Source organism: Mucilaginibacter corticis (genome assembly GCF_007558865.1).
GTDB lineage: Bacteria > Bacteroidota > Bacteroidia > Sphingobacteriales > Sphingobacteriaceae > Mucilaginibacter > Mucilaginibacter corticis.
The window spans coordinates 604,878-624,242 of record NZ_VLPK01000001.1 but is presented as its reverse complement, the minus strand read 5'-3'; the positions used below and the strand labels follow the sequence as shown (position 1 = coordinate 624,242).

Annotated in this window: 22 protein-coding genes; 9 read left to right on the top strand and 13 right to left on the bottom strand. The window is 44.2% G+C overall.

Translation table 11 applies throughout. The features are described 5' to 3' along the window. Positions 1 to 26 precede the first annotated feature (26 nt). Together FO440_RS02720 and FO440_RS02715 are read left to right on the top strand one after the other, a co-directional pair. The gene (locus FO440_RS02720) at positions 27 to 275 is read left to right on the top strand and encodes a hypothetical protein (protein ID WP_144246685.1); all 249 of its coding nucleotides are present in this window, start codon (positions 27 to 29) and stop codon (positions 273 to 275) included. Between the two features lie 204 nt (positions 276 to 479). After that, on the top strand, positions 480 to 857 hold the full coding sequence (locus tag FO440_RS02715; protein WP_144246684.1) for a VOC family protein: 378 nt from the start codon (positions 480 to 482) through the stop codon (positions 855 to 857). A 191-nt stretch (positions 858 to 1,048) separates the two neighbouring features. Here FO440_RS02715 and FO440_RS02710 read toward each other — a convergent pair whose 3' ends face one another. Next, positions 1,049 to 2,404 (bottom strand): MFS transporter, encoded by a 1,356-nt coding sequence (locus FO440_RS02710; RefSeq protein WP_186292556.1) that lies wholly within the window; start codon positions 2,402 to 2,404, stop codon positions 1,049 to 1,051. Positions 2,405 to 2,563: 159 nt separating this feature from the next. Here FO440_RS02710 and FO440_RS02705 point away from each other — a divergent pair, with 159 nt between their 5' ends. Beyond that, positions 2,564 to 3,226 (top strand): NAD-dependent epimerase/dehydratase family protein, encoded by a 663-nt coding sequence (locus FO440_RS02705; RefSeq protein ID WP_144246682.1) that lies wholly within the window; start codon positions 2,564 to 2,566, stop codon positions 3,224 to 3,226. A 6-nt stretch (positions 3,227 to 3,232) separates the two neighbouring features. On the opposite strand, the gene FO440_RS02700 is transcribed toward FO440_RS02705, so the two are convergent. From FO440_RS02700 to FO440_RS02675, 6 genes are all read right to left on the bottom strand, one after another. Further along, positions 3,233 to 3,775, bottom strand: coding sequence for a DUF922 domain-containing protein (locus tag FO440_RS02700; protein ID WP_144246681.1), 543 nt, complete (start codon positions 3,773 to 3,775; stop codon positions 3,233 to 3,235). A 7-nt stretch (positions 3,776 to 3,782) separates the two neighbouring features. Continuing rightward, positions 3,783 to 4,808 (bottom strand): DUF6807 domain-containing protein, encoded by a 1,026-nt coding sequence (locus FO440_RS02695; protein ID WP_144246680.1) that lies wholly within the window; start codon positions 4,806 to 4,808, stop codon positions 3,783 to 3,785. A gap of 144 nt (positions 4,809 to 4,952) precedes the next feature. Further along, entirely contained in the window at positions 4,953 to 6,323 is a 1,371-nt protein-coding gene (locus tag FO440_RS02690) for a Gfo/Idh/MocA family protein (RefSeq protein ID WP_144246679.1), read from the bottom strand. A gap of 268 nt (positions 6,324 to 6,591) precedes the next feature. Continuing rightward, entirely contained in the window at positions 6,592 to 7,956 is a 1,365-nt protein-coding gene (locus tag FO440_RS02685) for a sulfatase family protein (RefSeq protein WP_144246678.1), read from the bottom strand. Between the two features lie 64 nt (positions 7,957 to 8,020). Further along, positions 8,021 to 8,794, bottom strand: a complete 774-nt coding sequence (locus FO440_RS02680; protein ID WP_144246677.1) for a M90 family metallopeptidase — start codon at positions 8,792 to 8,794, stop codon at positions 8,021 to 8,023. Between the two features lie 24 nt (positions 8,795 to 8,818). Then, a complete protein-coding gene (locus tag FO440_RS02675; RefSeq protein ID WP_144246676.1) occupies positions 8,819 to 9,541 on the bottom strand; it encodes a class I SAM-dependent methyltransferase in 723 nt (240 codons plus the stop codon). 90 nt (positions 9,542 to 9,631) lie between these two features. Between FO440_RS02675 and FO440_RS02670 the strand changes: the two genes are divergently transcribed. Next, complete coding sequence (locus FO440_RS02670; RefSeq protein ID WP_144246675.1) at positions 9,632 to 11,332, top strand: SMP-30/gluconolactonase/LRE family protein; 1,701 nt, start codon at positions 9,632 to 9,634, stop codon at positions 11,330 to 11,332. A 3-nt stretch (positions 11,333 to 11,335) separates the two neighbouring features. Further along, the gene (locus FO440_RS02665; protein WP_144246674.1) at positions 11,336 to 12,229 is read left to right on the top strand and encodes a hypothetical protein; all 894 of its coding nucleotides are present in this window, start codon (positions 11,336 to 11,338) and stop codon (positions 12,227 to 12,229) included. Positions 12,230 to 12,240: 11 nt separating this feature from the next. On the opposite strand, the gene FO440_RS02660 is transcribed toward FO440_RS02665, so the two are convergent. Continuing rightward, entirely contained in the window at positions 12,241 to 12,564 is a 324-nt protein-coding gene (locus FO440_RS02660) for a hypothetical protein (protein ID WP_144246673.1), read from the bottom strand. A gap of 328 nt (positions 12,565 to 12,892) precedes the next feature. On the opposite strand from FO440_RS02660, the gene FO440_RS02655 reads away from it, so the two are divergent. Together FO440_RS02655 and FO440_RS02650 are read left to right on the top strand one after the other, a co-directional pair. Then, complete coding sequence (locus FO440_RS02655; RefSeq protein WP_186292555.1) at positions 12,893 to 13,447, top strand: class I SAM-dependent methyltransferase; 555 nt, start codon at positions 12,893 to 12,895, stop codon at positions 13,445 to 13,447. Positions 13,448 to 13,478: 31 nt separating this feature from the next. After that, a complete protein-coding gene (locus FO440_RS02650; RefSeq protein WP_144246671.1) occupies positions 13,479 to 13,727 on the top strand; it encodes a hypothetical protein in 249 nt (82 codons plus the stop codon). A gap of 83 nt (positions 13,728 to 13,810) precedes the next feature. On the opposite strand, the gene FO440_RS02645 is transcribed toward FO440_RS02650, so the two are convergent. Continuing rightward, a complete protein-coding gene (locus FO440_RS02645; RefSeq protein WP_144246670.1) occupies positions 13,811 to 14,089 on the bottom strand; it encodes a hypothetical protein in 279 nt (92 codons plus the stop codon). A gap of 304 nt (positions 14,090 to 14,393) precedes the next feature. Here FO440_RS02645 and FO440_RS02640 point away from each other — a divergent pair, with 304 nt between their 5' ends. Together FO440_RS02640 and FO440_RS02635 are read left to right on the top strand one after the other, a co-directional pair. Beyond that, positions 14,394 to 14,603 (top strand): hypothetical protein, encoded by a 210-nt coding sequence (locus FO440_RS02640; protein WP_144246669.1) that lies wholly within the window; start codon positions 14,394 to 14,396, stop codon positions 14,601 to 14,603. Positions 14,604 to 14,610: 7 nt separating this feature from the next. Continuing rightward, on the top strand, positions 14,611 to 14,907 hold the full coding sequence (locus tag FO440_RS02635; protein ID WP_144246668.1) for a type II toxin-antitoxin system RelE/ParE family toxin: 297 nt from the start codon (positions 14,611 to 14,613) through the stop codon (positions 14,905 to 14,907). Positions 14,908 to 15,327: 420 nt separating this feature from the next. Here the strand turns inward: FO440_RS02635 and FO440_RS02630 are convergent, their stop codons facing one another. The 4 genes from FO440_RS02630 to FO440_RS02615 form a co-directional block, all read right to left on the bottom strand. Further along, a complete protein-coding gene (locus FO440_RS02630; protein ID WP_144246667.1) occupies positions 15,328 to 15,549 on the bottom strand; it encodes a DUF7336 domain-containing protein in 222 nt (73 codons plus the stop codon). A 6-nt stretch (positions 15,550 to 15,555) separates the two neighbouring features. Beyond that, positions 15,556 to 16,335, bottom strand: a complete 780-nt coding sequence (locus FO440_RS02625; RefSeq protein ID WP_246104160.1) for a succinate dehydrogenase/fumarate reductase iron-sulfur subunit — start codon at positions 16,333 to 16,335, stop codon at positions 15,556 to 15,558. Between the two features lie 11 nt (positions 16,336 to 16,346). After that, positions 16,347 to 18,281, bottom strand: a complete 1,935-nt coding sequence (locus FO440_RS02620) for a fumarate reductase/succinate dehydrogenase flavoprotein subunit (RefSeq protein ID WP_144246665.1) — start codon at positions 18,279 to 18,281, stop codon at positions 16,347 to 16,349. Positions 18,282 to 18,400: 119 nt separating this feature from the next. Beyond that, positions 18,401 to 19,186, bottom strand: a complete 786-nt coding sequence (locus FO440_RS02615) for a succinate dehydrogenase cytochrome b subunit (protein WP_144246664.1) — start codon at positions 19,184 to 19,186, stop codon at positions 18,401 to 18,403. Between the last annotated feature and the right edge of the window lie 179 nt (positions 19,187 to 19,365).

Genomic DNA, 19,365 nt, shown 5'->3' with positions numbered 1-19,365 from the left:
ATTAGAATTTTCTATTCTTAAAAACTATGGCATTTGATCGTGTTGTATATCTAAAAGAAAAAGCGACTTTTTTCGTAGATGAAATTACAGGGAATAACCCAATAGGGCTTGTTGGTTTCAAAACTAAGTTGAAGTATTTTCTTTCTACATTAAATAATGATTTAGACAAAAGACAGTTTATTAAATATTCTTTAGAAATCTTGCTCGGTTTAACGGAAGAGAAACAAAAACAATTTAAAGACTTTATATATGTTTTAAGTGGCACTGATATTTGATAATCAATTTCTTTTTGCCAATCTATTATGAATAGTAAGTATGTAGTCTGATTTATTTGTAAATATATTCAAATCCAGCAACAGCTTCGCCATCATCAACTAGACCATTAACACTTTTCATGAATCATCAAATATTTCATATTCACTAAATCTTCATGTAATAATTTTTACTGATATTTAGGTCATAACTAATTGAAAAACACTATGAAAAAAGTAACGGGTATTGGAGGCGTATTTTTTAAATGCGCCGATCCGAAAGCAATGAACGACTGGTATGCCAAAAACCTGGGCCTGCCAAGCGGCGAGTACGGAACAACATTTGAATGGCGGGAAAACGACGACCCTTTAAAAACAGGTTCGACAAGCTGGTGTACATTCGCAAGCGATACAAAATATTTTAACCCTTCGGACAAGCCGTTTATGATCAACTACCGGGTAGAAAACCTGGCAGAGTTGGTAGAAGAATTAAAAAAAGAAGGTGTACAAATAGTCGATGAAATTGCTGAGTATGACTATGGCAATTTTGTACACGTCCTTGATCCCGAAGGCAATATTATAGAGCTTTGGGAACCAAAAGATTAATTATAAGTTTAGCAACATCCCACATGGCTAAAAAAATAATAAATTAGCCATAAAGTAAAAATGCTCATAGCTAAAATAAGTAGCATTAATCTAAATGGAGTCCAAAACATATGCATTATTAATGATAACAAATATACTTAGAGTTATCAGATAACCACTTGCATAAGCAGTGACTTTTGTTAATGATTCTCTTACAAATCCCTCAAATACTTAAACACCACCCCGGCATAAAACAACATAAATATGGCGGCGATAATGGCTATTTCTGTTATCGCTTTAATGATATGATCCGGGCCGCCGCTCGCCATGGTGCCAAACACTGCAACTCCTACCGCGCCGGCTGCCTGCCTTGTGGTATTTAATACCGCCGACGCAATGCCCGACCGGTTGGTTTTAACTGTTGCCAAGGTTCCCGTAGTCATGGCTGGTACGGCTACACCCATCCCCAGCGGCATGGCAAAAAAGGGCAGCAGCAGTTGCCAGTAAGGCGTACCCTGTTTGGCTAAAAGCAAGCTGGCAAAGCCGATAGAGAACACCAATAGCCCCAGTAGAATAGGCACACGGATACCGTATTTATCCATAATAAAACTGCTGGTAATGTTGGCTATTAAAAAGCCACCGGTTAAAGGCAGAAATGCCATCCCGGCCTCAATTACCGAGTAATGCAATACTTCCTGCAGATACAGGCTCAGCACAAATACCGTCCCGTAGTAAGCGCCGTTAAAGGCCATCCCCAGACCAATAAACACGTTAAAATTGGTCGACTTAAACAGGTCGAGCGGCAAAATGGGCGATTCGGCTACCGACTCGCGCCATAAGAATAACCCCAGCATTACGGCGCTGAATATGATCCCGCCATAAATAAAAGGCGACTGCGCGCCCAGGTTATGCCACTCGATAATGGCTGCTATAAAGGCGGTAAGTGCCAGCATCCAGATAAACTGGCCTGGGATATCAAATCCGCGCTTCTCGTTTTTCTTGCTGTCCATTAAATAGATGCTGCAAAGCAAGCCGGCAAGGCAAATGGGGATGTTAACCAGGAAGATCCACCGCCAGCTGCTGATGTGGATAAGCAGGCCGCCCAATACCGGTCCGGCTGCGATAGAGATACCGCCGCCGGCAGTCCAATAAGCAACGGCACGCGCGCGTAACTTTGGTTCGTGGGCAAAGGTGTTGTTAAGGATGGATAATGAACTGGGGATCATGATAGCAGACCCCACACCCTGCAAAGCCCGAAAGCCAATTAAAACTTCCGGACTCCATGCGATACCGCAACCAACAGAAGCAATACCAAATATCAACAGTCCTAACTGGAACAAGCGCTTTGAACCCAGCAAGTCGCTCATGCCACCTGCGGATAGCATCAGTACCGCGAAGGCTATGGTGTACGCATCAACTATCCATTGCAACGTGCTGATACCCGCGGTAAAGGCCCGGCCTATTTGCGGCAAAGCAACATTAACAATAGAGACATCCAGTTGCGATACCACGAAGGCCAGACTGGTGGTAAATACCACGAACCAAAAACCGGTTTTAGCGTTTTTCAAAGCGGTGTGTGTTAGAAGCGGCAAAGGTAGGCAACAAATGGTATTGCCCATCACTAAATTAGGATGTGCCGAAATTATGACGCAAACAAAATAATTTAAAATGTTTTATATAGCTGATCGTCTACCTAAATAAAGACGCGCGACTTATAACAAGAGATCATGAAAATTAAAGTAATTATTACAGGGGCCACAGGTATGGTAGGCGAAGGCGTACTGCTGCATTGCCTGGATAACCCGGATGTAGAACAGGTGCTGATAGTAAACCGCAAACATTACGACAGGCAGCATCCTAAGCTAAAAGAACTGCTGGTACCCGATTTTATGGATCTGACTAAAGTAACCAATCAGCTTAAAGGTTATGATGCTTGTTTCTTTTGCGCGGGTGTAACTTCTGTAGGTAAGAAAGAACCTGAATATACTCATCTCACTTATGATGTCACCCTCAGCTTCGCGCAAACTGTCGCGGGCTTAAATCCTGATATGGTATTTACCTATGTATCGGGCAGCAGTACAGACAGTACCGAACAAGGATCGACCATGTGGGCACGTGTAAAGGGTCGTACCGAAAATGCTTTGTTCAAATTGCCCTTTAAAAAAGCCTATGCTTTTCGCCCCGGTATTATGAAACCTGTAGACGCACAGCAAAGCCTGAAAGGTACTTATCGCTGGTTTATCTGGCTGTACCCGGTGGTACATTTCTTTGCGCCAAAATCTACGCTTACATTAAACGAAGTGGGGCAGGCCATGATCAATTGCGTTACCAAAGGATATGCTAAATCTGTTTTGGAGATTGAGGATATCAGGGAGTTGGCTAAAGATTAAAGAGAATTATTTTAGCATATTCACTAATTTTTTATTCCACTTCTCCTGTTCGGCAAGATCTCTGCTATGCATGGTTTCATTATCATAGTCGCCATCCATTTTACCGTACTTCTGAGTCAATTCATGGAACTTTTGCCCAACCTCAGTTCGCCAGTTATCCGTAAAGGTAAATGTCAGCATTTCTTTTTCTATTAGGTTAGCAGCAATGTATGCAATGTAAACATGACCCTGTTCGTGCTTTAACATGCGTTGTACTGTGTTTTCAGGTACAAGCGCTGTATTCCAAAAGCTACCGGGTTGATACATTTCTACCTTTGTTTTAATACCAACCTGGAATTGATGAGGATCCTTTTGTATTACAGTATCTATCCTGAAATACACCCTTGAATTTGTATAAATAGGGAAAGGCGCATTTTCCGGAATTTTACCTTTGTAATCTTCAACTTTTAATAAAGGTATTTCGTCTAATTTGTGTTGTGCATGCGCATAAACTGTGAATGTTAATAGTATTACGCACAGCCACAATTTCTTTAATATAATTGTAGACATATATTTATTATTTCTTAGCAAATTCGGTAGCTTCTTTATTTAGCTGACCAGCCGATGGTGTGCTGCTATTATTGATCACGATGCGGTATTTAAAAGTAACAGATTCGCCCTTTTTCAACATAAAGTTTTTTTCGGATTTACCATTGGTAAAGATCTTTTCGCCCAGTGGATTGGCTGCAAAAAGCCCATACCCCCGAGCATGCCAAAAGGTAGGGTAATTAGGGTTTTTAGGGTGATCGATAATAGCGACACTCACCGAATCTGCGCCTATTTTACCATATACCTTGCACCAAACGCCGCGGGTGCTCCAGGCATCGTCGCCGGTTTTGCCGGCGCTGGTTAAATAGTTGCCATTGGCCAGGTTATCAGTACCGCCTTTTACAACGGTTACAATGCCCTTATCGTCGGTGAATTTCTGATCCTCTTTGGTGGGGATCTGCAGCTCATGCGCCAAGCGCAGGCCAAGCATGCCGTCTTTGGCATCGTTAAACTTTACATCGGTATTTGCTTTCAGGGTAGTGGTGCGGTCTATGATGCGTTGATTAGCCGTGCCGCTAAATTCAAATTGGGTGGTCTCTTCTAATAGCACATCGTTGGCTTGGTTTGTCCAGTTGGCATGGTAAGCTAACAACCCGGTTTTGCCGCTTTTAGTTTCTAATACCTTATCGGTTTTTATCCAGCCGTAGCCGCTCTTTTTAGCGGCGGGGATAGCATAACTGTTGTTCCAGAAATCAAGCCCGTTAACATTCTCGTAATTAAACCACAGGCCGATATGATGCGGATGGTCGGTAGGGTCACCGTCGCGCTTATCCAGCGGAAAACTGCGGGTAACCACAGTGCCGGCGGCATCGCGAATAGGGTACAAAACAGGTTTTTCTAAATTATCCGGGTATAAAAAGCTGGTGAACGGTTTGCCGCCTATGGCGATATCCACTTTTTTATTATTTGCTGACGGGGTAACTGTAACATTTTGTGCGAATGCCATGCTTGATACCAATAGCATAATTCCGAGAGTTATTAGTTTGCTGTTCATGGTTATTTTTTTTAATTAACCATGTCATTTCGAAACGAAGTGAGAAATCTTATACGATATACTAAGGATCGCTTGTATAAGATTTCTCCTCGTTCCTCGTCGAAATGACAATAGTTTTTAATATGACAACGTTTTTTAATGAAATTACGCTTTAATATCTCCCCACTTAAACACTTTGCCGTTTGCCATAACTTCCTGCGTTGCTTCGTCAAAGGTGGCTTTGTAGCCGGTATGCACAGCCGCGTTGGTCATGATATTGGCTATCGAGTGGCTGTAACCGGCTTCAACCGGTGCGTTGGGTTGCTGGCGGCTGCGTACGCATTCCATCCAGTTGCGTACGTGGTTTGAGGTCAGCACATCGCCGCCTGTATTGGCAGATGCTACTACATGCTCGGTATTTTTCAGGCTGATCTCTGGCAGTAAATTAGCCTTCATACCCATTGGCGCGGCCATTTTTTCTGTCAGTCCGCCTACAGGCGAGATCTTGTTGGTGATCAGGTTCAGTTCGCCGCCGTTAGAGTAATAGATCTCGGCAGGGTTCTCGTCGCCGTTGTGCATGCGCGAGCCAAACGTCACCTGGAAACCTGTCGACGGATCATCCAGCGGGCCGTAATCAAACGCGGCCATCAGGGTATCCCAGTTGCGACGGCCATCTTTCCACATATAAATGCCGCCATTGGCCACTACGCTGCGCGGATGTTTTAACCCGCTAAACCAGTGTACAGTGTCTATCTGGTGGCTCATCCATTGCCCCGCCAGGCCTGAAGAGAATGGCCAGAACAAACGGAACTCCAGATATTTACGCGCATCGAACGGCTCGTAAGGGCGGTTCATGATAAAGCGTTTCCAGTCGGTATCTTTTTCTTTTAAAACGTTCAGCAGTTCAGGTCTGCGCCAGCGGCCCGGTTGGTTAACGTTCCAGGTCAACTCAACCATGGTTATCGGCCCAAACTTGCCTGATTTTATAAAATCGTCAGCCGCATGATAATTTGCCCCGCTGCGGCGTTGAGAACCTATCTGTACGATCTTGCCTGTTTCTTTCACCGCTTTAAGCGCTGCACGCGCATCTTCCATAGTTTCGGCAAAGGGTTTTTCTACATAGGCATCGCAGCCGGCATGTACAGCCTCAATGGCATGGCGAGCATGCTGGAAATCGGCGGTACTGATAAACACGGCGTCGACGGTTTTGCTGCCATATAGTTCCTCATTATTGCGGTACGCCTTTACATCGTTCTGCATCTTTTCCTTCCAGATGGCTGCCCCTTCTTCGCGACGCTTATTCCAGATATCTGATACGGCTACCACCTCAAAGTTAAGCTCTTTGTAATGATTCATAAAGCTGGGGATATGCGAGCTGCGGTGGCGGTCTGAAAAGCCAACCACACCCACCCTTACGCGGTCGTTAGCGCCTATAACACGTTTATAACTTTTAGCGCTTAAGCCGGTTTTGGCAAACATTACACCGGCACCGGCAATTGATGCCTGCCTGATAAAAGTACGACGGGATTTTTCCATACAGGTTAAGATATTTGATTAATTGGTTTTGTGCCGGTATGTGAACCCGGCCTAAATCAAATATCTATTAAAATAAATAAAAAACGCCTTTTGTAACTTAAAAAGTACGCACACGTTTGCGGTGGATTTATGTTCACACGTTCAATTCCCTCCCTTGGGAGGGGTGTGTAGGGCGTAGCGGCGGCAGGGAGGGGTTTAGCGGCTTTATTAAACCCCTTCCTCCTCCTTCCCCAAGGAAGGAATCGCGCAGCCCAGGCTCATTTTTTGCCTATTGCGTCAATACCTCACCCACCCACTGGTTATGCGCGGCCTCTAAGCGCTGTACAATATCCGGGTGCTGGTCGGCAACGTTATGTTTTTCTGATGGGTCGTCTTTCAGGTTCACCAGGAAATAGTTTTGGCTGTTTAGTTCTTCTTTTTTTGCTTCAAAAGGGCTGTGCATTAGTTTCCAGTCGCCGTCAAGTACAGACCATTGCGGGTTATTTTTACCGCCCTGGCTTTGCCAGTGAAACTGATGGTGCGGTGTTTTTGCCTGTTCGGAATTAATGATGGGCTGCAGGCTCTCGCCGTCAATTTTACGGGCCGGCAGTTTAATATTGCAATAGGCTGCAAGGGTAGGGAACCAATCAATATTGGTAGCCACCTGTGTGCGTACCTGGTTAACAGGTACGTGGTTTTTCCAGCTGATGATAGCCGGAACTCTAACTCCGCCTTCAAACAAACTAAACTTTGATCCTCTGAAAATCCCTGCCGAACCGCCGCCGCCAAAGGTGCGTTCCTCCATTGAAAATCCTTGGTCCGACTGGAAAACGATGATGGTATTTTCACGCAAACCCAGTTCGTCAAGCTTTTTCAGCAACAGGCCTATTTTCTCGTCCATGGTGGAGATACTGGCGGCATATTTATCGCGCGGCGATGGCAGGTTCTTGTAGTAGTCCAGCCATTTCTTTTCGCCCTGTAACGGGTAGTGCGGATTGTTAATAGCCCAATATAAAAAGAAAGGCTTGTCTTTGTTCTCGGTTAAAAACTTGTCCGCTTCGTCAACCATCAGGTCAGGGAAATATTTGCCGGCTTCGTAGATCTCTTCGCCGTTTTTCCAGAGGTCGTGGCGGTTAGGGCCATCCCAGTAAAAGAAGTGCGAATAGTTATCAATACATCCGCCCATAAACCCGAACGAATAATCAAAACCCTGCGCGTTTGGCTCGGTTTCCTTGGTATAGCCTACGTGCCATTTACCAATGTGCGCGGTTTTGTAGCCTGCATCTTTAAATAACTCACCCATGGTATATTGCGAGCCGGGCATACCTGCCTCGCCTTCTTTGGATGAAGCCATTACCGCCAGTCCCGCCCGTTGCGGGTACCTGCCGGTTAATAGCGAGGCCCGCGATGGCGAACAAATAGGCGCCGCCGCGTAAAATTGTGTAAACCTTACACCGCTTTTTGCTAGTGCATCCATATTAGGGGTGTACAGATCTTTTGATCCGTAGATATTCATATCGGCATAACCCTGGTCATCGGTATAAATAACAATAACATTGGGGCGTTTGGCAGCTTGCTTTTTGGCAGGTGTGTAGCCTAACGAGGCTAAGCCGATAGCGGCGATTACGATAACAGGCAGGATAGTTTTTTTCATGGCAGGTAGATTTTTGTCACGGATATAAAATCCGGGTTAAATCTACTGAATTAATAGAATTTATTTATACCGGTTTTTGCCTGAAAACAAGGCTCAGTTGTTGGTAAAGTTCGGGGTGCTTTTGTTTGAACTGTTCGGGTTTCTCAAAAAAGTATTCGGACGCTACGGCTAAAAATTCGGCCTCGTTGGTAATGGCGTATGGGTTAATGTCTGATTTTCCGTCTCTTATCCGGTGCATTTCGCGGTGCATCAGGCTAAGCCAGGGTGCGGCATATTGGTGTTCCATTAGTTGTTCGGGTACGCCATCTGTTGCCCCGTCTGATTTATCAACCAGGTGTACAAACTCATGTATGGCCGTGTTTTCCTTGCCCGACATGGGCGAAAACCCTTTGAGTAATGACGGACGTGAAAGGATCATTTGTCCATTCATATAACCTGTCCCAACCATGCCCTGGATATTGCGGCTGCCGCCCTCAAACTGGTACTCGTGATCGAAGGTATCAGGGTATAGGATCACGTTGGTTAAATTGCTGTATTCCCAATCGCCCAAACCAAAAACCGGGATCACCGCGCTCGATGCAACAAGGACCCTGTCCACATCGGTTATCTCTGTACCCACACCTTCGATATTTACATTTTGCAGGAAGACAGACACCTGCGACTCGAACCTTTTCTTTTCGCTTTTGCTCAGCTTATGGTAATAGTTGACATGGCTATCCAGGATAGAAATAAGTGATTTGTCCAGCTTTTGTAATACCGATGGGTTTGGCTTATTCCTTTTATGAAAAATGATCCAGGCTATAAGGGCGATAACAGGTATTACAATAACAAAGTACATGGTTTAAGATGAGGGATTATGAAGCTATTTATCTTTTTGGTAGATCAAAAAATGCTGGATCGGTAAAAACTCGCCATCGGTAACCAGGTGGAAGCCGTTGGCCTTAAATTCTTTATTTAGCTGGGAAATACTGGTTTTGTGCAATTCTTTGATATCTATGGTTGGGTCTTCGGCGCGGTACTCCAATAATAATATCTTACCACCGGGTTTTAATGAGCGCTTAATAGCCTGCAGCATTTCATGCGGATAAGATAGCTCATGGTACACATCAACCATCATGGCAAGGTCGACGGTATTGTCGGGCAGGTTGGGCGATTTCTCGGCACCCTTTACTACGATGACGTTATTCAGTTTAAGCTCTTTGCTGCGCTTTTCTAAATAATCTATCGCGCTTTGCTGTATCTCTACCGCGTAAACTTTGCCCTGCGGTACTTTGGCCGCAATGGGGAAAGTATAATAACCTGTGCCCGCGCCTATATCAGCTACTACGCTATTGGCTGTAATAGGCAGTTTTGATATGGCCAGTTTGGTGTTTTCTTCTTTATCTCGCGTGTTGCGTTCAAGCCAGGCAGCCCCTTCAAAGCCCATTACCTGTGCAATTTCGCGGCCTTTGTAAAACTTGCCTGTACCATCCGGCGAGGCGGTTTTGTAAGTGTAAACAGAATCATTTGCCGGATGCGATTGCGCAGACACTTTTATCGCCGAAAGGCAAATCAAAGCAAATAATAAGGGCCTGAGTAATTGCATTAACATACAAGTAAAATTAATGTTGTTTTGTTTCAATTGCCATGGATAATATGATCTGCTGCGTATATTTATTTTACCAAGATCAAACCAATGAAGAAAAGCCTTTATTTAATGGTAATAAGCTGCCTGTTTATTGCCACATCATCTTTCGGGCAAGCTGCAGCCGGTATACCGCACGGCCGGATGGTCAATTTTATTTACACCGAAAGTAAGATCTTCCCCGGCACGCAGCGACAGGTTGATATTTATATTCCTGAGCAGATAGATGCCACGAAACCTGCCTGCCTGTATGTTCAGCAGGATGGCTTTGACCCAAACTCGGGCTTTAATCTGATCCTGGATACGCTGATAGCCCATAAAGAGATCCCGGTAACCATAGGCATTTTTATTAAGTCCGGTTATGTTAATCCCGCAAACCCAAAAACAATAGGGCGGCCTAACCGCGGGTTTGAATATGACGGCGTGGGCAATAATTATGTGCGTTTTTTAACAGAAGAAATCATCCCTTATGTTAAAGCTAAATACAAATTAAACCTTAGCGACAGCGGTAACGACCATTGTATTGCCGGTGCCAGCAGCGGGGGCATCTCGGCCTTTAACACGGCCTGGCAACGTCCTGACGTTTTTAGCCGGGTGTATTGCAACAGCGGCAGCTTTGTTTCTTTTCGTGGCGGTAATGAGTACCCAACCCTGGTGCGGAAAACAGAGCCTAAGCCAATCAGGTTTTATATGACGGCCGGTACTTATGATATGGAAAACTGCGCCGGCGACTGGACGCTGATCAACCAGGAGATGGATAAGGCCCTGAAGTTTTCGGGCTACGATTATCAGTTCCACTTACTAAATGGCGGCCATGTTACGGGCTACCGCGAGCATTTTGCCGCCGCCATGCGTTACCTCTGGAAAGGCTGGCCCGAGCCGGTTAAAGCAGAGACAGGTGCGCCACGTGTAAATGATATTATTCTGCCGGGCGAGGGCTGGCAATTGGTTAAGTCAGGGTTTAGCCAGGTTTACGGGCCTGCCTGCAATAAAAACGGTGAGGTGTTTTTTGCTAACCCGGCCGATGATAAGATCTATCGTATTGGCAATGATGGCAAGCTGTCGGTATTTGCGGCTAATACAGGGCATTGTAATTCGCTCTCGTTTGGTGCCGATGGCGGGTTATATGCTGCATCTAAAAGCGCCGGCAAAATTATGCGGTATACTGATAATGGTAAAGCCACGTTATATGCGCAAAATATTAAGGCCGGATATATTTTGGCCCGACCAAACGGTGGGTTGTATGCAACTACGGCAGCTACGACCGGTGAACCCTCAAAAGTCTGGCTGATAAAAGATGGTAAAAAGACCGTAGTTGACGCAGGCCTTAAAGCCGCCAGTGGTATTGCTATGGCGCCCGACCAATGGCTGCTTGCTGTGGCCGACCGCGATTCGCATTGGGTGTATAGTTATACCATTGCCGACGATGGCAAGCTGCAAAACAAGGAGCGCCTGTTTTGGCTTTCTGTACAGGATTGGGATGATGACAGCGGCGCAGAATCTGTTTGTTATGACAAAGAGGGCCATGTGTACGCGGCAACCCGATCAGGCGTACAGGTTTGCACGCATGACGGGCCGCTACAGGTTATCTTGCCATCACCCGGCGAGCGGATTACGGGCATGTGTTTTGGTGGTAAGGATATGGATATGCTGTTTGCCTTTTGCGGCGATAAAATCTATCAGCGTAAGCTTAAAACGCATGCGGTAGGTGCTTTTACTCCATGGATGAGCATGACACCCGGCAAATTATAGCCAATGATCATAGCTGAAATTCGATCTGATATCCAAACTATTGAAAGCGATGCAAAGCTGTTTGAGGAGATCAACTTTGATAGCCGTGCAAACGCTATAGATTTTATTGAATTTCACATCATCGACCGTATTGATAGTTTAATACAGCAGTCGGCAATAATTAAAGAACTACGATTATTAAAACAACAGGCCGAAAACCTTAAAACCCAACTCGAGCAGATCGACAATAATTTATTTGCCGGGCTTCGTGAACAGATAAGGGCAGGAGCGTGTAATGGTACGGCGTTCAGAACAGTGATCGATACCTATACAAAGCCCGATAATAAAAGCTATGAACAACCCGGTTATGATAACCTGGATGTTTTTATTAACGGTTTGCTGACTGCTGCAACTATTCCCCGACCTGTAAATGAGCTTGAACCTGAAATGGTATTCTACCAGAAAACGCCGGCGAGGGTTGTATTTGAACTTATCGAAATAGCGCAATTAAAACCCGGGGATGTTTTCTTTGATATTGGCTCGGGATTAGGGCAGGTTCCTTTACTGGTCAATCTGATCAGCGGCATTATCGCCAAGGGTGTTGAATTTGAAACTGCTTGCCATGAATATGCCGTAAACTGCGCTGCAAAGCTAAATCTGCCCAATGTTGAATTTATAAATGCGGATGCCCGTGTGGTTGATTACTCTGCCGGTAACGTATTTTTCATGTACACACCTTTTCAGGGGCAAATGTTGCAGGAGGTAATAAGCCTGCTAAACAAAAAATCCCGACGACGTATCATCAGGATCTATACTTATGGGCCTTGCTCGCCACACGTTGCCATGCAAAACTGGCTTAAGTGTACAAACGGGCAGGGCAATGATATTTACAAACTATATGAGTTTGTAAGCGTATGACCAGCTTTTATTTAAGACGCTTTTGCCAGCAACATCATTCCCGGAACAGCCGGTGTTGCAACCGAAGCTTTTTTGCGTGGCAACCTGTCGCGCTCGGCATATTTTTCGCGTAGCTTGTTGATCATCTCAAAACTAAAGGCATCACTAATGGGTAAATGATATTTACCTACAGTCTTTTCATGCAGTACCAATGTATCTGCCGGGACCTTTAAGTTTTCATGATTGATATGGGTAAGCCCGGTTTTTTGGTCGGTGTCAAATATCACGAACGTATCGATCTTTCTCCCCCTGTCGTCGGTATATATAACCGATGCGTTTTGATTGTAATATTGCATATGTGTTCGTTTTATAGATTAGGCAGCTTGTTTTAACCTGAATTGTTCTAAGTCTTGCATCAACAGTTCTTTTAACTCAATGTCTAATGCCTTTAATAATAAAGTGGCGATAATGTCTGTGTTTTGCATAATGGTAAATTTTATATCGAGATAATTACTAAAACTATGCCACAGGCCCTTTAAAGGGCATTTTTTAACTTTAGGGCATGTTTTCGTCTATTATTACAGACGATTGGTAAGGCAATTTAGAACAGGCACGGCAGGTAAGTTTAAAATTTGTTAATTTAAGGTTATGGATTCGTCGTGGATTTTTAAGTACCACCGTGATATGTTAAAGCAATACGGCCGGGACAACAGCCTTGCCCTTGGCTGGCGCGACCGTAATAGCCAGCTGATACGCTTTGATGCCCTGGCAACCATTGCCGACCTGAACGGGAAAACCATCCTGGATGCCGGTTGCGGCCACGGCGACTTGTTTGCGTTTCTTTTGGAGCGTTATCCGGATATAATGGGCTATTGCGGTGTTGATTTTATCCCCGAGATGATCACTGCCGCGCGCAGCCGTTTTACATCGCCAACAGCCTCGTTTTGGCCGGTAAGCTTTATGTCGCCGGATCTGCCCGTGCATGATTACGTGCTGGCCAGCGGATCGCTAAACTACGCAAGCGCCGACCCTGCTTACATTTATAAAGCTATCAATAGATTGTTTGAATTGTCGCGGTTCGGTATTGGCTTTAATTTATTGCGCAAAGTTCCTTATGAAGGCTTGCTGGTAGCCTATGATCCCCAAGATATAGTTGCATCTTGTCGCACATTAAGCGATAATGTGGTACTGGTAGATGATTACGATACCGAGGATTTTACGGTGTTTGTTTACAGATAGGGATTAAACAGCGATCTTTGCCGTACATTTAATGGCAACTATGGAACAAACCGATATTAAGGACCTGATAAAAGAAGCACTACACCTGCTAAAAAACAACATTGTAATTGCGTTCCAAAACGAAGGCGACACCAATTTTGATAACGAAATTGAAAACCTGGCGCAGGTTATTACCAATATGACCGCAAACTTAGAAGAACTGGCTTTCAACGCCGGCCGGATGCAGGAAGATAACGGGGAGTTTACCTTTGAAGATTTTGAAGATTTTCAGGGTAGTTGATAAGGCTACCACTGTCCGAAGTTATAAATTTCGGACAGCGGGTAAGTTTGAAGCTTATTTAATGCTACATCTCACCACAACCGCTATGCATCATTTATTGCATACTGAAAGACTCTCAAAGCAATTTCTTGAGCGCTAGGTTTAATATCTATCCTTTTAAGCCAACCATCTAAAAATTCTTTAACTATGTCAACCTCCAATAAATACAAATAATTGATATTATTTTTTTGTATCGATACGTTGGCGCTATCTTCTCCTTCAAATAAGGCTATTTCAGAATTGATAGATAGCTCACTCTTTTGAAAAATAACAAATTTGTCGTCAACATCATCAATAACCTTTATTAAATCTTCAAGTATCATTTCTTTTTTTTACAAAAATAATTTTATTTATACTGCTGTCCGAAGTTTATAACTACAGTAAAACAATTGCTTACACCCTTACTTGTCTCTCCGCTGTTCGAAGTTTATAACTTCGGATGACTATGCCGGTAGTTTGCAACTACAGTAAAAAACAAAAGTCTCGGATCACCCACACCTTCCACAACTGTTGTAAGTATTATTCGCCGCCACCGCTGCGGTCAAATGCCCTTTCTTTGCAGAATAGTTCGAAGTTAAAAATGCACTTTTATATTTATTGTGTATTTTTGAATAACAATCGCGAAAAATGACAACTATAGATTCTGCTTTAGAGAGCGTTATGGAACTTGACTTTAAGTCGAGAGAGATTTTGCTGGAGATATTACAAAAAAGACAGGTTGAAGCTCGTCGTAATAAAATGGCTAAAACGGCCAGTCAAACTTTAAAGGAGTATCAAGCAGGAAAACTACAACCTTTAACAGCTGATGAAGTGGTTAAAAAACTAAACTCGCTGTAACCACGCCATGCCTTCAGAGCGGAAATTGGTTTTATCAAAAACGTTTGAAAAATCCTATCAAAAGTTCACCAATAAGAATAAGTCACTAAAAGCATCTATCGCGAAAGCGTTAATCAAATTACAAAAGGATGCTTATGACCCGGCTTTGCGAACGCATAAATTAAGCGGGAAATTAGCTGCCTACCTGGCATGTTCATGCGGTTATGATTGCCGTATAATCTTTGTTATTGAAAAGGACCTTAATGATAGCAGTATCGAAAATATAGTATTATTAGACATCGGTACTCACGATGATGTATATTAAAAAGGCTGAAGACCATCCCCGGGCATAGTAATTTACAATTGCTTACACCCTTACTTGCCCCTCTCTCCAAATTTTCGTATCTTTGAATACACCCGGCGCTCGCATTCTGCGCGCAAATCAACACAATTATTTCAAATATCTTTTTGCTTAGTTCTTTGAAGGATTTTATTTAATGCATTGATTGTCAATATGTTAAATCGAAACATTACTACCGGTATAAGGCCTGATACCCGAAAAATGCCACTTTTTACTACCGGCATAATGCCCGATACCCGAAAAGCGGCCTTTTTTACTACCGGTAAAAGGCATGATACCTGAAAAGTGATGTTTTTTACTACGGGCAAATGGCTTTACACCCGTCAAACAAAAAGGCCCGGGATTATTCCCAAGCCTTTTACAATTGTTGTAAGTTAATTATCGTTATGCAGTTATAAAACCGCTTGTCCATTCGTCTTTATCAATGATATTGATAGTTATTTCAAAGCCTGCTTTTGCGTCTTTAAATCCTGGGAGCGTTTCTGTTCTTGCTTGCGCTGCTTTTGCCTTTTCTTCCGAACTATATACACCTATCAGTTTAACATCCTCGCCGCTGATAAGCCTCTTGTCAAAATGTGTATGGTATAATAAATATACTTTGGTCATGACAAACTATTCGCCGCCGCCACTGTGGTCATGTACCTTTTCTTCGCGGAATAATTTTGCACTAAAAAAATCATTATTCATACGGCTGATGTTGGTCAGCGTAATTTCTTTAGGGCATTCGGCCTCGCATGCGCCGGTGTTGGTGCAGTTACCAAAACCTTCTTCGTCCATTTGGGCTACCATGCTTTGCACGCGGCTCCAGCGCTCAGGCTGTCCCTGTGGCAACATACCCAATTGTGATACCTTGGCTGATACAAATAGCATTGCCGAAGCGTTTTTACAAGCCGCCACGCAAGCACCGCAACCTATACAGGTGGCCGAGTTGAAAGCTTCGTCGGCAATAACCTTAGGGATAGGGATGATGTTTGCATCAGGCACGCCACCGGTATTTACCGACACATAGCCACCCGCCTGTTGGATCCTGTCGAACGCCGAGCGATCAACCGCCAGATCTTTTATTACCGGGAAAGCTGCCGCGCGCCATGGCTCTATGGTGATGGTTTCGCCGTCATGAAAGCTGCGCATGTGCAGCTGGCAGGTAGTGATGGCACGTTTAGGGCCATGCGGGCGCCCGTTAATATATAATGAACACATACCGCAGATACCTTCGCGGCAATCATGGTCAAAATGTATGGGCTCATCACCTTTATGGATCAGGCTCTCGTTCACCACGTCCAGCATTTCAAGGAAAGACATATCAGGCGAGATATTCTCGGCCTTATAGCTTACCATTTTACCTGAACTGTTAGCATCTTTTTGACGCCAAACTTTCAGGGTTAAATTCATATTACCACTCATTATTTGTAGCTCCTTTGTGTTAGGTGAACAAATTCAAATTCTAATGTCTCTTTATGTAATTCTTCAGGCTGATTGTCGCCTTTATATTCCCATGCACCTACAAACGCAAATACATCATCGTTACGCAGGGCTTCACCTTCTTCGGTCTGCGATTCTAAACGGAAGTGGCCGCCGCATGATTCTTTACGCATCTGGGCATCATCAACCATTAACTCGCCCAGTTCAAGGAAGTCCGCAACACGGCCGGCTCTTTCAAGCGACGCGTTTACTTCTTCGTTAGCGCCTATCACAATAGCGTTCTTCCAGAAGTCGGCACGCAGGGCCTGGATCATGCCTTTAGCTTTGGTCAAGCCTTCTTCAGTACGCGCCATGCCGCAGTATTCCCACATAATATGACCAAGATCGCGGTGATATTCGTTTACTGTTTTGGTACCTTTCAGCGCAAGCAGCTTAGCAATGCGGTCGGTTACATCCTTTTTAGTTTGTGCAAAAGCAGGATGGTTGGCATCAACCGGTTTTGGGCCGATGGTAGCTAAATAGTCGCCTAATGTATATGGTATCACAAAATAACCGTCAGACAATCCCTGCATCAATGCCGAGGCACCTAGGCGGTTTGCGCCGTGGTCAGAGAAATTACATTCGCCCAAAGCATAGAGCCCCGGTACGTTGGTGCTTAAGTTATAGTCAACCCAAAGGCCGCCCATGGTATAGTGTACGGCAGGGTAAATACGCATAGGTTGTTTGTACGGATCCTCATTAGTGATCTGGTAATACATATCAAACAGGTTACCGTATTTGGCAGCTACTGCTTCCTGTCCAAGGCGTTTTATTGCGTCGGCAAAGTCAAGGAAAACGGCAAAGCCCGATGTGCCTACACCACGGCCTTCATCAGCCATTTCTTTAGCGTTACGTGATGCAACGTCGCGCGGAACAAGGTTACCGAATGATGGATATTTTCTCTCTAAAAAGTAATCGCGGTCTTCTTCTTTTACCTGGTCGGCAGTTAATTCTTTTTTACGCAGTTTTGCCGCTACCTCAACAGTTTTTGGCGCCCAAACACGTCCGTCGTTACGTAACGATTCAGACATCAGGGTTAGCTTAGACTGGTGATCGCCGCTTACCGGGATACAGGTTGGGTGGATCTGGGTATAGCATGGGTTGGCAAAAAATGCACCGCGTTTGTGCGCGCGCCAGGCGGCAGTAACGTTTGATCCGATGGCGTTTGTAGACAAATAGAATACGTTACCATAACCACCTGTACATAATAACACCGCGTGGCCGCTGTGTGTATCAATCTCGCCTGTAACCAGGTTACGGGTAATGATGCCTTTTGCATGGCCGTCGATAGTAACCACGTCCAACATTTCAGACCGGGTATACATTTTTACCTTGCCTTTGTGGATCTGGCGGTTCAGTGCCGAGTAGGCACCTAACAATAATTGTTGTCCTGTTTGTCCCCTCGCGTAAAACGTACGCGACACCTGCGAACCACCGAACGAACGGTTATCCAGCAAGCCGCCGTATTCGCGGGCAAATGGTACGCCCTGTGCAACGCACTGGTCAATAATATTTACAGACACTTCTGCCAAACGGTAAACGTTTCCTTCGCGGGCACGGTAATCACCACCTTTAATGGTATCATAAAACAGGCGGTAAACGCTGTCGCCGTCGTTCTGATAATTTTTTGCTGCATTGATACCACCCTGCGCAGCAATAGAGTGCGCGCGGCGCGGACTATCCTGGAAACAAAATGCTTTTACATTATAACCCAACTCGGCCAGCGATGCTGCTGCTGATGCGCCCGCTAAACCGGTACCTACAACTATTACGTCGTATTTACGCTTATTGGCAGGGTTAACCAGCTTTAAGTTAAATTTATGCTTGCTCCATTTTTCGGCTAATGGGCCCTGCGGAATTTTAGCATCTAAACTCATATTTTTTATTTTAGAGTCAGGAGTCAAGAACCAGGAGTCAAGATATTTTGACTTGGTTTTAGCTTCCCTATGTCTTTAATTTTTTTGTCTTGAATCTTGATTCTTACCTCTTGATTCTACTACTTACTTATACTTTGAAAAAAATAAACTACCGGCATCAATGCAAATCCTAATGGTATGATGACCGCGAAAAACCAGGTGCCAATGAATTTAACTACCGGGGTATATTTGCGGTGTGTCCAGCCCAGGGTTTGGAACGCGCTCTGGAAACCATGCACCAGGTGAAATGATAACGAAACCATAGCAATTACATAAATAAGCACATACCACCAGCAGCTAAAGGTTGTAGCAACCTTGGCATGCAGGTCTTTAACCCGTACAATTTCTTCGTCATTTACGGTGGTAACTGAATGTTCGAAAGTTGGGTCAACAGGTTTAAAATCTGCAACCGTACGTTGGTTTGTTAAAACATTGGTGCGGTATTCTTTAAAACCTACGGTATCGGTAAATTTGTATTTATACCAGAAATCGCCCATGTGTATCACAATAAACAGCAATAGGATAGAACCCAGCAGCCCCATGTTTTTTGACGACCATGATGCAGGCGATTTGCTCTGCGACGCGTAAGCCACCGGCCTTGATTTTTTGTTGCTTAATGTAAGGATCAGCGCATAAAAGGCGTGTACTATAATAGCCAGGTACAGTAAATAGGCTATAACTTCTATCGGCGGAAAATGTGTCAAAAAATTGGCATACACGTTAAAGCCGTAACCCTGATCATCTTTAAAAAGGAACAGGTTGCCGCCCAAATGCACTATGATAAAGGTGCATAAAAACAAGCCTGTTAAAGCCATAATAAGCTTTTTGCCCAGCGATGAGTTAAAGGTTTGTTTAATTTCGCTCATTGGTTTATTATAAATGAATATTTACGCAAAAGTATTTATTAAAAGCCAAAAGATATAAATGCTTGATATTAAATAGCAGTGAATTGGCTATTTAGAAACAATCTAAAATTAGCCCGCTTAAAAGTGTAAATTCGGATCCGGTTTTGCTTATAACAGTAATTATATTACTTTAGTAGCAA